This window comes from Mesorhizobium kamtschaticum, assembly GCF_056174585.1.
Genome location: NZ_CM149691.1, coordinates 2,248,985 through 2,261,843 on the forward strand (window position 1 = coordinate 2,248,985; position 12,859 = coordinate 2,261,843).

Genomic DNA, 12,859 nt, shown 5'->3' on the forward strand with positions numbered 1-12,859 from the left:
AGCGGATAGGGCGTTTTTGTCCCGGCAGCGGCGGATTCGCCACTCGGTTGGCAATCCGTCCGCCGTCCGCGACCCGCTCGGCGGGCTTACATATCGACGACGACGCGTCCGCGGATCTTGCCGTCGACGATGTCGCGCGCGGCATCGATGATGCCGTCGAAGCCGATGGTCGTCGACAGGCTGGCGAGCTTCTGCAGGTCGAGATCGGAGCCGATGCGCCGCCAGGCCTCGATGCGCACGGCCTTCGGCGCCATCACAGAATCGACGCCAAGCAGCGAGACGCCGCGCAGGATGAAGGGGGCGACGCTCGACGGCAGATCCATGCCGCCGGCGAGGCCGCAAGCCGCGACCGCGCCGCCATAGGAGGTCATCGACAGCACATTGGCCAGCGTGTGGCTGCCGACCGAATCGATGCCGCCGGCCCAGCGTTCCTTGGCCAGCGGCTTGGCAGGCTGGTTGAGCTCGTCGCGCGTGATCACCTCGGCGGCGCCGAGGTTGATCAGATAGGGGCTTTCGGCGTTGCGGCCGGTCGACGCAATGACGTGGTAACCGAGGCTGGACAGGATAGAGACCGCGACCGAACCGACGCCGCCGGCGGCGCCCGTCACCACGACAGGACCGCGGTCGGGCAGGATGCCGTGCCGCTCCAGCGCCATGACGCAGAGCATGGCAGTGTAGCCCGCGGTGCCGACCGCCATCGCGTCATGCGCGCTGATGCCTTCCGGCAGCGGCACCAGCCAGTCGCCCTTGACGCGGGCGCGCCCGGCATAGGCGCCGAAATGCGTCTCGCCGACGCCCCAGCCGTTCAAGATGACCTTGTCTCCCTTGCGCCAATCGGGATTGGAGGACGAGATCACCGTGCCGGCGAAATCGATGCCCGGCACCAGCGGCCAGCGGCGGACCACCGGCGCCTTGCCCGTAATGGCCAGCCCATCCTTGTAGTTCACCGTCGTCGCTTCGACCGCGACGGTGACGTCGCCCTCCATCAGGTCGGCGTCGGTGAGATCCGTCACAGCCACCGATTGCTTCTTGTCGGCGTCGCGCGAGACGAGGATGGCTTTGAAGGTTTCGGACATCTTTTCTCCGCGAGCTTGCTCGGTGTGGACTGTGCGGCAATGGCCGCCTGCGGTCAATCTTTGGAAGGCTTGGCGTTCGAAGGCTTGGGCTCGCGCCGCCAGCCGATGAGTTCGTCGAAGACGACCAGTGCCGCGCCCACGGAAATGAAGGCGTCGGCGAGATTGAAGACGGCAAAGGACCAGACCGGCGTGTGGAACAGGATGTAGTCGATGACGTGGCCGTAAACGGCGCGGTCGATCAGATTGCCCAGCGCGCCGCCGATGATCAGGGCAAAGCCGGTGCGGGCGATGACATGGGCCGATGGCGTGCGGGTGGCGAGGTAGAGCACGAAAGCGACGACCAGCACGGCGATGACCACCAGGCCGGTGTCGCCGAAGGAGGAGAACATCGAGAAGGCGATGCCGGTGTTGTAGGTGCGAAACAGCGCCAGGAACGGCACCAGATCGAGCTTTTCCTGGAAGGGCAGGCCAGCCTCGACCAGGTGCTTTATCCACTGATCGAGCGCAATGGCCGCGACGACGAGCAACGCGTAGGGGGACCATGATCTCACGGGCGGGCAACCTTCATTGCTGGTCGGCGATTGGTTCGAGCTTCAGCGCGCCGCGCCGGATCTCGAACAGCATGATGCCGGTGGCGACGGCGAGATTGAGCGAATCGGCGCGGCCGGCTTGCGGAATCCTGAGCAACCTGTCGCAACTCGCCGCCAGGCTTTCGGGCAGGCCCTGCTGCTCATTGCCCATCATCAGCAACACCGGCCCACGGGAAAAATCGACCGAGCGGTAGTCGACGGCGCCTTTCAGATGCGTGCCGGCGACGAGGCCCGAAAACCCGCCGCGCCAGGCAAGGAAAGCCTCGGTCGTCGCCTTGGCCACCGGCACGGCGAAGATGGAACCCATGGTGGCGCGCACCGTCTCCACCGAAAAAGGATCGGTGGTGTCGCCGACCAGGATGACGCCCTTGGCACCGACGGCATCGACGGTGCGGATGACGGTGCCGAGATTGCCGGGATCGCGCACCCGGTCGAGCGCCACCCAGACATCGCCATTGTCGGCGCGGATGTCTTTCAGGGCCAGGAATCTCTGCGAGAAGACGCCGACCACCATTTGCGGATTGTCGCGGCGGGTGATGGCGACAAGCACTTTTTCCGACACTTCGAGCACCGTGCCGCCGGCGGCGACCGTGCGCGCCGCGACCTTTTCGACCGCGGCATTGCCGCGCCCGGCCTTGGCGAACACCAGCGTCCTGATCTGCCAGCCCAAATCGAGCGCATCGATGACCAGCTTCAACCCCTCGGCCATGAAGGCGTTCTGCTGGTCGCGGAATTTCTTCAGCGCAAGCGCCTTGATGTCCTTGATCAGCGGATTGGCGAGGCTGGTGACTTCCTTCACCTGGCCGGGTGCGCCGACGTGCCGTTCGTTCATTCAAGACTCCGGGGCATTCAGGCCACCCAACGCGAAAACAGTGAGGTCGAAAGCGCCCTGCCGGCGGACTTTTCGCGGATGATCAGCTCACCCGATTCAACCCTGCCGCCCATGCCGGCAAAGGTGTCGCGCATCAGAGCGTGGATGGCGAAGAAGGAGGCGCGGATCGAATAGGCGGTCAGCACCACGGCAAGCGGTTTCGGCGTCAGGATCGCCCGGCAAAGGTCGGTGAGCGCCGGCAGGTCCTCGAACAATTGCCAGACCTCGCCCTTGGGGCCGCGGCCATAGGCCGGCGGGTCGAACAAGATGATGTCGTAGCGACTGCCCCGGCGCTCTTCGCGCTCGGCGAATTTCACCGCGTCGTCGACGATCCAGCGGATCGGCTTGCTGCCGAGCCCGGCCATCTCCTGGTTTTCACGCGCCCAGCCGATCGCCTTCTTCGAGGCATCGACATGGGTGACCTCGGCGCCCGCGCGGGCCGCCACCAGCGAGGCAAGGCCGGTATAGCCAAACAGGTTCAGCACCTTGACCGGCCGTCTGGCCGCCGCGATCAGCCCGGCCATGTGGTCCCAGTGCGAGGCCTGTTCGGGAAAGACCCCGACATGGCGAAACGAGGTGAAACGGCCGAGATAGTCGATGCCGTCGTGCTTCATCGGCCAGGTTTCGCCGAGCGGTGTTTTGGGAAAACGCCAGCGGCCGATGCCTTCCTCGTCGGTATCACCGGTGAAGATTGCGTCGGCACGCTCCCAGTCCTTCGCCGGCAAGGCCTTCTGCCAGATCGCCTGGCCCTCGGGCCGCACGATGCGGTAGGGGCCGTATTGTTCAAGTTTTTCGCCGGCGCCGCTGTCGAGCAGCGCGTAATCGGCGTTGGGTGCTACTTCGAGGATTACCGGAAGTTGTTCAGCGGGCAGCGTCCCTTCGCGGCGGGCGAGGATGCGCGGTGCGGATTTAGGTTCGGTGCGATCGTCGGTTCTGGTGTCAGGCCGCTCACGCGGCCTGGCGTCCGGTCGTGCGGCGCCACGCGTCTCGTGCGGACGCGCCTCTCCGCTTCCGCCTTTCGCGGGCGGGCGGCTGTCGCGGCGTTTGTCGCGAAAAGACTTCAAGCAGGAGCATCTCCGAGCGGCGTGCCGCTTTTGGCATGAGGACAGCGGCGGCGCAACAAGCGATGGCCTGCAGCTCGATTGGCACAGATTGGAAGGCCGGGCCTTCAAAGCCGTGCGATGGTGTTGCGGCGTCGCACTTGGTTTTTTCGCGCGCTTCGTTTATGAGGGCGCCATTGTTGTTTCTGGAATGGGAGCGAAAGATGACGAGCATCTTCACCGCGCACCCCTCGAGGGTTCCGGCGTAAGCCAGCATTTTGCTGACTGACGCCGGTCGAACGGATGCCTGACGGCGTCCGGTTTGTGACCTTTATCCAGAAGTGTTCTTATCATGGGCAATTTTATCGGAGGCCCCGGCCTCCCTTCGCCGTGCGTCGCGCCTGCTGCGCACATCCAGCATTGTTTTTCGCCGCGGACATGGATCGAGGGCGCGGCACTTCAGCAACTGAAAACCGTCGCGGCCTTGCCCGGCGTCACCTCGGTTGCGGCCTTTCCAGACCTGCATCCCGGCAAATACGGCCCGACCGGCATTGCCGTCCTGTCGCAGCGGCTGCACCCGCAACTGATCGGCAACGACATTGGCTGCGGCATGTCGCTGTTCGAGCTCGATCTGCCATTGCGCAAACTCAGGATCGACAAGGCCGTCGAGAGCCTGCGCCAGATCGAAGCGGAAGATGTCGACCCGCGTGCGGCGCTCGCTGCCTCGGACCTGCCGACGGATCTCTATCCGGATGCGCTGGGCACGATCGGCGGCGGCAACCATTTCTGCGAGCTGCAGGCGGTCGACCAGGCCGATGCGGCCGGCGAAGGCCTGTTCGACCGCCAGAAGCTCTATCTCCTGGTGCATTCCGGCTCGCGCGGGCTTGGTGCCTTTGTCTTCGGGCAGATGCTGGACCTCCAGTCGGCGGTCACGGCCGGACTCGATCCGGAGTCCGTGGAGGGCAGGAACTGGCGTCGCCAGCATAACCTTTGCGTCACCTGGGCATCGCTCAACCGCCGGCTGATCGCCGATCGTGCGGCAAGCGCCTTGCGCAGCGAAGCGCGGCTGGTGGCCGATGTGCCGCACAACCTTGTCCGCGACCGGGCCGATGGTTTCGTCCATCACAAGGGCTCGGCCGCGGTGCGGGCGGGAGATTTGGCACCGATCGCTGGTTCACGCGCCAGCCTGAGCTATGTCGTGCGGGCGCTCGATGGGACGGGTCCCTCGCTGGGCGGCATTTCGCATGGCGCCGGCCGCAAATACGACCGTGCCACCATGCACGGCCGTGCCGGGCGCAACAGGTCGGAACGTGACGCCTTGCTGAGAAATGCATGGGGCGGGCAATTGATCTGCGACGACCGCAATCTGGTCATCGAGGAAGCGGCTTCCGCCTACAAAGATGCCGGGCAGGTGGTGCAGGATCTCACCGATGCCGGCCTGGTCGTGACGCTTGCGGCGATGAAACCGCTGGTGACCTACAAGAAGGCGATGGAGGGCCCGCCCGACCGGACACGCAAGAAGCCATCTCGCGACCGTATGGCAAGGAGGGCGAACCATGGCCGCGATTGACATGCTCGTCACCTCAGGCAACGGACCGGTCGAATGCCGCATCGCCTTGATGGCGCTCGTGGAGATCATCGCGAAGGAAGCCGGCCGGCTTGGTTGTACGGTCGAGGTCGCGTTTGGCCACCGACCGGACCGGCATGGCGCCAAATCCGCCGTGCTCAGCCTCGAGGGCCGCAACGCCGAAGCATTGGCGCAGGACTATTGTGGCACCGTCAAGTTCGTCTTCAAGAGTCCGGTGCGTGCGGGCCACAAGCGCCAGAACTGGTTCGTCGGTGTGCAGGTGGTAGACTTGGCGGCGGCAGCGCCTGCCGGGGTTTCGATCGCGGTGTCGGATGTTCGCTTTGAGACGCTGCGGGCCGGTGGTCCCGGCGGACAGCATCAGAACACCACCGACAGTGCGGTGCGGGCCGTCCATCTGCCGACCGGCATTGTGGTGACGGCGCGCAACGAACGCTCGCAGCACCGCAACAAGGCGATCGCGCTGCGCCGGCTGGAAGCGATGCTGCGGGTTCTCGCTGATCGCGAGGTTGAACAGTCGAAGGCGGAGATCTTCATCGCCAACAAGGCGTTGGAGCGCGGCAATGAGGTCAAGGTGTTTCGGCTCTGACCTCTGAACGAGTTCGCGCGGCGGCGTCGCTGGATGGGAAACCGTCCTGGCTTCCTGCCGCGCCCATGCGGTTCTATCGTGGACCTGGTCCCAAGTCCCGAGAATCATGTCCCGCTCCGAACGCCTGCTCGACCTCATCCAGTGCCTGCGCCGGCATCGCCGGCCGGTGAGCGGGCATACGCTGGCCGACGAGATGGGCATTTCGATCCGCACGCTCTACCGCGACATTGCCACGCTGCAGGGGCAAGGCGCGCCGATCGAGGGCGAGGCGGGTCTGGGCTATGTGCTGAAGCCCGGCTTCATGCTGCCGCCGCTGATGTTCAGCGACGAGGAGATCGAGGCCATCGTGCTGGGATCGCGCTGGGTCGCCAAGCAGCCGGACCAGCGCCTGTCGGCCGCCGCCGCCAACGCGCTGGCCAAGATCGCGGCCGTGCTGCCGGACGATCTGCGCGAGGATCTCGATGCCTCGACGCTGCTGGTCGGGCCTCCCATGACGGCCATTGAAGGCATAGATCTCGGCGTCGTGCGACAGGCCATCCGCAACGAACGAAAACTCGGCTTTCTCTATCGCGATGCCGGGGGTGCTGCTTCACAACGTGTCGTCTGGCCGTTCGCGCTCGGCTTCTTCGACAAGGTGAGGGTGGTGGTGGCGTGGTGCGAGATGCGACAGGATTTCCGGCATTTTCGCGCCGATCGCATATCCGCCCTCAACGCCACCGATGCGCGCTATCCACGTCGGCGCCAGGTGCTGCTCAAGGAATGGCGGGCGACGCTCGACAAGCCGCGTGGGTGATGACAGCTACTGCCAGAATCTGACAGTATCCTATTCTAAGTTCAGTAGATCGAAACGCTGAACTTTGGAGAGCGCACATGACCACGCCGAATTTCGTCATCCTCTATGTCGACCAGCCGCTGGAGAGCGGCGCCTTCTACAGCGCGCTGCTGGGGCGCGAGCCGGTCGAAAGCGCGCCGACCTTCGTGCTGTTCGTGCTCGACAACGGCTTCAAGCTCGGCCTCTGGTCGCGCCACACGGTGGAGCCGGCGGCGGCCGCATCCGGTGGCGGCGCCGAGATCGTGTTTGCGCTGGCGACGCCCGACGCGGTCGATGCCACCCACGCCGACTGGGCCGGGCGCGGGTTGAAGATCCTGCAGACGCCGACCGACTTGGATTTCGGCCGCACCTTCGTTGCGCTCGACCCCGACAATCATCGTCTGCGCGTCTACTGGCTGTCCGATGGGGAACAGAAATGAGCGCGTATTGGATCGCGGTTGCGTCGGCGCAGCATGTCCGGCGCGGTCGGGCCGCCGGCTTCATGCAGGTCAACCACGGCAAGGCGGCTCCTCTGCGCCGCGTCAAACCTGGCGACGGAATCGTCTATTATTCGCCGACCACGATTTTGGGCGAAAAGGATGGCCTGCAGGCTTTCACGGCAATTGGCACCGTGCGGGAAGGCGAGCCCTATCAGGGCGAGATGGGCGGCGGCTTCACGCCGTTCCGACGCGACGTCGAGTGGGCGACGGCCGAGGAAACGCCGATCAAGCCACTGCTCGACCGGCTGGACTTCACCGCCGGCAAGTCGAACTGGGGGTATCAGCTTCGCTTTGGTCTTTTCGAAATCAACGATCACGATTTTCGTCTGATCGCCGACGCGATGGGTGCCGCGAAGACGCTTGCAGAGGCTACGACTTGAGCGCCTTGTAGACGGCGATGCCGGCGGCAAGGTCCTCAAGTGCCGCGCCAACCGACTTGAACAGCGTGATCTCGTCGGCGCTCGCGCGGCCCTTCTTCTGGCCGCGCGCCAGTTCATGCAGGTCGGCGAGGATGGCTTCCGGCTTCAGCACGCCCGACGCAAGCGGGATGACGATGTCGCCGGCCTCCTTGGTGGCGCCGGCGCGGGTGTCGACATAGACGCTGGCGCGCGCGATCGCATCGTCGTCGCTTTCGCGCATGGTCGGCGTGAAAGCGCCGACCATGTCGACATGGGTTCCCGGCTTCAGCAGCGCGCCCTTGATCAGCGGCTCGGTGGCGATCGTTGCCGAGGAGATGATGTCAGCCTCGGCAAGTTCGGCATCGAGATCACTTGCAGCACTTGCCGCGAAACCATCGGCGCGCAGATCGGCCGCGACCTTCTCGGCATTGACCAGCGTCCGGTTCCAGATGCGGATGGTCTTGATCGGCCGCACGGCTGAATGTGCTTTGGCGAGAAAGGGCGACAGTGCGCCGGCGCCGATCACCAGCAGCCTGGAGGCGTCCTCGCTTGCCAGATAGGAAGCCGCCAGCGCCGAGGCGCAGGCGGTGCGCCACTGCGTCAGCCGCTGGCCGTCGATCAGGGCTTCCGGTTCGCCGGTGCTGCCATTGAGCAGGAGATAGAGCCCCATCACCGCCGGCTTGCCGATGGCGTTGTTGTCTGGCGAGACGGTGACGATCTTGACGCCGATATAGCCGCCGGAAGATGTGCCAGCGGCGTTGAAATCGGTCCAAGCCGGCATCAACAAGAGGGTCGAGGCTGCGCCGTCGGGCCGTTCGACCGGATGATGGTGCCTGACGGGCTGTACGGCACCATCGCGAAATGCCGTGCGCAACGTCTCGACCAGTCCAGGAAAGGTCAGCGCATGATCGACCTCGGCGGCCGAAATGGTCAGCATGAAAAGCTCCGTGGAAAGAAAACCGCCGGCCGGCGGCTCAATTGGTCGGCTTCGGCAATGCTGATCCTTGGGCTGACCCCTGAACCGGCGCCTGCGGTGCCGAGGGCGCGCGGCTGACCGCCTGGCGCAGGTTTTCGGCCTCGACGCCGCGCTGGCGCGCCAGCTTGCGGTAGCGGCCCTGCTTGACCCAGGTCGCCAGGCTGCCGACGATCATGCCGATGGCGAGCGCCAGGAACAGGAAGATGAACAGCGGCAAGGTGAGCGTCAGCTTCGGATTGCCGGGATTGAACGGGTCCAGCGTGAAGGCGACGAGTTCGCGATTGGCGACGGCAAGCGCGATCAGGATGATCGCCAGGGGCACGAAGACCACGATGAGCATGAAACGATTGAGCATTATGTTTTCCGTCGGAAGCTGGCGCTGAAGCCTACTTGCCGCCGTTCAGCCTTTCGCGCAGTTCCTTGCCGGTCTTGAAGAACGGCACCCATTTCTCCTCGACCTCGACTGATTCGCCGGTGCGCGGGTTGCGGCCGATGCGGGCGGGGCGGTTTTTCACCGAAAAAGCACCGAAGCCGCGCAACTCGACCCGGTTGCCTTCGGCAAGGGCGTCGGTGATCTCGTCGAAGATCGCGCCGACAATGTTTTCGACGTCGCGCAGGAAAAGATGCGGATTGCGCGTGGCAATAATCTGCACAAGTTCGGACTTGATCATCAGACGGGTCCCCGTGAAAGCAGTGCGGTCGAAATTATGAGGATGATTTTATTGGCTTTTTCAGCTGTCCCAAACGACGCTCAAGGGTGCCAGACGGAAACGAGGCCGTCAAGAAACAAGCGGTCGGCGCCAAGTTCGTGGATGACATCGCTGCTGGAGTCCGGCAGGCCGAGTGCGCTGCCGGCCATTTTCACCATGGCTTTTGACCACAGGAAGCTGCCGCGTCGGTCCGTGTCCTTCCATTCGACCACCTTGAGCTTGGCATCGACACCCTTGGTCGCGAGCCAATCGACCGCCTCGGTCTCCCCGCCGACGGCATCGATCAGGCCGTTGGCGACACCCTGGCGGCCGGTGAAGATCGACCCATCGGCAAGCGCCAGTGCCTGTTCGTGGGTCATCTTGCGGCGTTCGGCGACGATGCCGACGAACCAGTCGTAGCTGTCGAGGATAAGCTTGCGGACCATGGCGCGCTCGTCGTCATTGGTCGGCTTGAAGGGAGAGGGCGAGGCCTTGAGCGGCGAGGATTTCACCTCCTCCAGCTTGACGCCGAGCTTGTCCATCAGTCCGCTGACGTCAGGATACTGGATCAGCACGCCGATCGAGCCGACGATCGAGGTCTTGCGGGCGACAATGTGGTCGGCCGCACTGGCGATCATATAGCCCGCCGATGCGGCGAGCGTGCCGACTTCGGCCACGACCGGCTTGTCGGCGGCCACCTTGCGCACTTCCTCGTAGATCGATTCACCGCCGACAGTGGTGCCGCCGGGTGAATCGATCGCAAGGATCACGCCTTTCACCTTCGACGATTTGCGGATGTCCTCCAGCCGCTTGATGAGTTCCTCGTCCTCGGTGATCGTGCCTTCGATCCTGACCTTGGCGATGTGGTCGACAGTCGAGCCGCCGAGATCGTCGCGATAAAACCAGGCCGACAGCGCAATCACCCCGAGGGCGACGATGCCGATGGCCGCAACACGCCAGAATGTCAGCTTGCGCCGCAAACGGCGGCGGTCGATCAGGTCGTCGGCTCTCAATGCCATGGTCAGCCTCACAGTCGGCGGGAACGGACGCTTTTAGACCATGATGTCCTCAGCGGGAAGCAGTTCCCTCTCCCATATGGCGCGGCAATCCGCCCAAGGCGATCCCAACGCTGTCAGTTTTGTGACTGGCCTGCGCAAGGGACGCAAGGTAAGGGGGTGAAACGGCGGCGATGAAAAAACGGCGCAGGCGTGTCCATTTCTGCTATGAAGTACCGGCTGTTGTGCTGACCTCGTTTTCGTTTGTACAACGTCAGTTGTCACATTTTTGCGGTTTTCGTGGGCTTGTGCTTGCTTGAGGGCACCGGCCCCCCACCTATAGGCGGTGCTCCCTGGCGGGCAGGGGTTTAGAAGAAAGCAGTCATGTTAGCGCGATCGAATGAACCGACCAGCCCCGAGATGGAGTTGGCTCCCCCGGCGGATGGCTGGACGCGGGGCGATGCGTTCGACCGCGCCCAGCGTCATTCGCGCCGCGTGCGCGTGCTCAAATTCGCCGTGCCCTTGGCTGCGGCGCTGATCGCCGTCGCCTTCCCGGTCTACTCCTATCTCGCCGCACCCGTCTCCGTCGCGGTGCAGGCGGAAGGCGCCGCCTTTTCCAACGGCAAGCTGGTGATGGCCAATCCCAAGCTCAACGGTTTCACCAAGCAGAAGCAGCCCTATTCGATGACAGCCCTGCGGGCGATACAGGATGTCAACACGCAAGGCATCATCGAGCTCGAAGGCATAGACGCCAAGGTGCCGGTCGGGCCGGATAATGTCGCTGCGATCAAAGCCTCGCGCGGGACCTACGATCGCGACGGCAATACGATGAAAATGACCAGTGACGTCATGATCACCACGACCGACGGCATGCAAGCCAAGTTCAAATCGGTCTTCCTCGACATGGGCAAAGGCACTATGAAGACGGATGATCCCGTCGATGTCAGCCGTGGCGGGTCGCAGATCACAGCGGATTCCATGTCGGTCCAGGACAATGGCAAGGTCCTGGTGTTCGAGAAACGGGTGCGCGTCAACATCGATCCCGCCAGCGTGAAGGCGGCTGAGGCAAAGGGCGAAGAAGCGAATGTGGCTCAATAGTTCGACACGGCTTGCGGCCGCAACGTCAGCGCTGCTCCTGCTGGGGACGGCGCCGTCGCTGGCACAGTCCGGCGCCGCCAGTCAGGTGTCAGGTCTCAAACTGGCCGGCGACAAGCCGATCCAGATCGAAAGCGACAAGCTCGAAGTCCGGCAGGCTGAAAATGTCGCCATCTTCACGGGCAATGTCACCGTCGTCCAGGGACCGACGCTGATGAAGGCCGGCAAGATGATGGTCTATTACATCAAGGATCCGAATGCCGCCGCCAAGGGCACGGAAGCCGCGGGCGCGGCGATGACCGGCTCGGCCAACATCGACCATCTTGAGATCTCCGACAAGGTCTACATCAAGTCGGATCAGCAGGTCGCGACCGGCGATCAGGGCAGCTTCGACATGAAGAGCCAGGTGCTGGTGCTTTCGGGCAAAAAGGTCGTCCTTTCGCAAAACGACAACGTCCTGGTCGGCTGCAAGCTTACCGTGCAGATGAAAAGCGGGCTGGCCCAGGTTGATCCATGCGCTGGGCAGCGTGTCCAGATGTCGATCACGCCCCCGCCGAAATCGGATGCGCCGAAATCGGGAGCGACGAACCCCTGATGGCCAGCCTGTCATCGCTGACGGCGCGTCTTCCGGGACGAGCCGCAAGCAAGATTTCGGCTCCGGCCACGATCACTGTCGACAAGGCGAAGTTCAAGGGAACCTTGATCGCCAAGGGCCTGACCAAGAGCTACAAGGGCCGCAAGGTGGTCAGTGGCGTCACCATCGGCGTGCGTGCCGGCGAGGCCGTCGGGCTGCTCGGGCCCAACGGCGCCGGCAAGACGACGTGTTTCTACATGGTCACCGGCCTGGTGCCGGTGGATGAAGGCACGATCGAGATCGACGGCTTCGACGTCACCTCGATGCCGATGTACCGCCGTGCGCGCCTCGGCATCGGCTATCTGCCGCAGGAGGCGTCGATCTTCCGCGGCCTCAACGTCGAGCAGAATATCCGCGCCGTGCTCGAGGTGGTCGAAAAGGACCGCAAGGTGCGTGAGCGCAGTCTCGACGAACTGCTCGAGGAATTCCACATCAGCCATCTGCGCAAGGCGCCATCCATGTCGCTCTCCGGCGGCGAGCGAAGGCGCCTGGAGATTGCGCGCGCGCTGGCGACGCGCCCGGCCTACATGCTGCTCGACGAGCCCTTTGCCGGCATCGATCCGATCGCCGTCGCCGATATCCAGCAACTGGTGCGCCATCTGACGGCACGCGGCATCGGCGTCCTTATCACTGACCACAATGTGCGCGAGACGCTCGGGCTGATCGACCGCGCCTACATCATCCATGCCGGCCAGGTGCTGACTCATGGCCGCGCCGACGAAGTGGTGGCGAACCCGGATGTGCGGCGGCTTTACCTCGGCGAGGGTTTTACGCTCTGACTCTTTTTCCGCGGAATTCCGGACCGCAACGCAGTTGTCCTGGAATTGCCTTGGGCGTGAAATTTGTTTCCTGACACGATTTTTTGCGTGTAACGGGATGTTTTTCCGCGATTTTGCTCCGGCATAACGCTCCGGTAAGCGGCTTTTGCTAGGCTTTGCCTTGACAAGCAAAAGCCGGGCCAGTTTCTATGACCGGCCGCGAAATTCATTTCCGGTAAGTCCGGACGCGTA

Annotated in this window: 16 protein-coding genes; 8 read left to right on the forward strand and 8 right to left on the reverse strand. The window is 63.9% G+C overall.

The genetic code is table 11. The features are described from left to right. Positions 1-86: 86 nt before the first annotated feature. From acuI to AC0V7N_RS11060, 4 genes are read right to left on the reverse strand one after another with little or no spacing between them, the layout of a single operon-like run. The gene (gene acuI / locus AC0V7N_RS11045; RefSeq protein WP_475457330.1) at positions 87-1,076 is read right to left on the reverse strand and encodes an acrylyl-CoA reductase (NADPH); all 990 of its coding nucleotides are present in this window, start codon (positions 1,074-1,076) and stop codon (positions 87-89) included. 53 nt (positions 1,077-1,129) lie between these two features. Beyond that, entirely contained in the window at positions 1,130-1,627 is a 498-nt protein-coding gene (gene lspA, locus AC0V7N_RS11050) for a signal peptidase II (RefSeq protein WP_475457332.1), read from the reverse strand. Between the two features lie 13 nt (positions 1,628-1,640). Then, on the reverse strand, positions 1,641-2,498 hold the full coding sequence (locus tag AC0V7N_RS11055) for a TrmH family RNA methyltransferase (RefSeq protein WP_172224135.1): 858 nt from the start codon (positions 2,496-2,498) through the stop codon (positions 1,641-1,643). Positions 2,499-2,515: 17 nt separating this feature from the next. Next, positions 2,516-3,601 carry an RsmD family RNA methyltransferase gene (locus tag AC0V7N_RS11060; RefSeq protein WP_475457334.1) on the reverse strand — a complete coding sequence of 362 codons (1,086 nt, stop codon included), beginning with the start codon at positions 3,599-3,601 and terminating at the stop codon, positions 2,516-2,518. A gap of 328 nt (positions 3,602-3,929) precedes the next feature. Between AC0V7N_RS11060 and AC0V7N_RS11065 the strand changes: the two genes are divergently transcribed. The 5 genes from AC0V7N_RS11065 (at position 3,930) to AC0V7N_RS11085 (ending at position 7,442) form a co-directional block, all read left to right on the forward strand. Further along, positions 3,930-5,147, forward strand: a complete 1,218-nt coding sequence (locus AC0V7N_RS11065; RefSeq protein ID WP_475457336.1) for an RNA ligase RtcB family protein — start codon at positions 3,930-3,932, stop codon at positions 5,145-5,147. Further along, a complete protein-coding gene (prfH, locus tag AC0V7N_RS11070) occupies positions 5,134-5,751 on the forward strand; it encodes a peptide chain release factor H (protein ID WP_475457339.1) in 618 nt (205 codons plus the stop codon). Before AC0V7N_RS11065 ends, prfH begins: the two co-directional genes overlap by 14 nt. Positions 5,752-5,857: 106 nt before the next feature. Then, the gene (locus AC0V7N_RS11075) at positions 5,858-6,544 is read left to right on the forward strand and encodes a helix-turn-helix transcriptional regulator (RefSeq protein ID WP_475457341.1); all 687 of its coding nucleotides are present in this window, start codon (positions 5,858-5,860) and stop codon (positions 6,542-6,544) included. Positions 6,545-6,621: 77 nt separating this feature from the next. Then, positions 6,622-7,002 carry a VOC family protein gene (locus AC0V7N_RS11080; protein ID WP_475457343.1) on the forward strand — a complete coding sequence of 127 codons (381 nt, stop codon included), beginning with the start codon at positions 6,622-6,624 and terminating at the stop codon, positions 7,000-7,002. Next, positions 6,999-7,442: an EVE domain-containing protein gene (locus AC0V7N_RS11085; protein ID WP_475457345.1), complete on the forward strand. Its 444-nt coding sequence runs from the start codon at positions 6,999-7,001 to the stop codon at positions 7,440-7,442. The genes AC0V7N_RS11080 and AC0V7N_RS11085 overlap by 4 nt, the downstream gene beginning before the upstream one ends. Here AC0V7N_RS11085 and lhpI read toward each other — a convergent pair. The 4 genes from lhpI to sppA form a co-directional block, all read right to left on the reverse strand. After that, positions 7,432-8,397 (reverse strand): bifunctional Delta(1)-pyrroline-2-carboxylate/Delta(1)-piperideine-2-carboxylate reductase, encoded by a 966-nt coding sequence (gene lhpI, locus AC0V7N_RS11090; protein ID WP_475457347.1) that lies wholly within the window; start codon positions 8,395-8,397, stop codon positions 7,432-7,434. The two genes, AC0V7N_RS11085 and lhpI, sit on opposite strands and share 11 nt — an antisense overlap. A 37-nt stretch (positions 8,398-8,434) precedes the next feature. Then, the gene (locus AC0V7N_RS11095) at positions 8,435-8,791 is read right to left on the reverse strand and encodes a DUF1049 domain-containing protein (protein ID WP_475457349.1); all 357 of its coding nucleotides are present in this window, start codon (positions 8,789-8,791) and stop codon (positions 8,435-8,437) included. Positions 8,792-8,822: 31 nt separating this feature from the next. Then, on the reverse strand, positions 8,823-9,107 hold the full coding sequence (locus tag AC0V7N_RS11100; protein ID WP_475457351.1) for an integration host factor subunit beta: 285 nt from the start codon (positions 9,105-9,107) through the stop codon (positions 8,823-8,825). Between the two features lie 80 nt (positions 9,108-9,187). Beyond that, entirely contained in the window at positions 9,188-10,144 is a 957-nt protein-coding gene (sppA, locus tag AC0V7N_RS11105) for a signal peptide peptidase SppA (protein ID WP_475457353.1), read from the reverse strand. A 360-nt stretch (positions 10,145-10,504) separates the two neighbouring features. On the opposite strand from sppA, the gene lptC reads away from it, so the two are divergent. From lptC to lptB, 3 genes are read left to right on the forward strand one after another with little or no spacing between them, the layout of a single operon-like run. Then, entirely contained in the window at positions 10,505-11,218 is a 714-nt protein-coding gene (gene lptC / locus AC0V7N_RS11110; protein ID WP_475457355.1) for an LPS export ABC transporter periplasmic protein LptC, read from the forward strand. After that, positions 11,205-11,810 (forward strand): LptA/OstA family protein, encoded by a 606-nt coding sequence (locus tag AC0V7N_RS11115; protein ID WP_475457357.1) that lies wholly within the window; start codon positions 11,205-11,207, stop codon positions 11,808-11,810. The genes lptC and AC0V7N_RS11115 overlap by 14 nt, the downstream gene beginning before the upstream one ends. Beyond that, on the forward strand, positions 11,810-12,628 hold the full coding sequence (gene lptB / locus AC0V7N_RS11120; protein WP_475457359.1) for an LPS export ABC transporter ATP-binding protein: 819 nt from the start codon (positions 11,810-11,812) through the stop codon (positions 12,626-12,628). The genes AC0V7N_RS11115 and lptB overlap by 1 nt, the downstream gene beginning before the upstream one ends. Positions 12,629-12,859 lie beyond the last annotated feature (231 nt).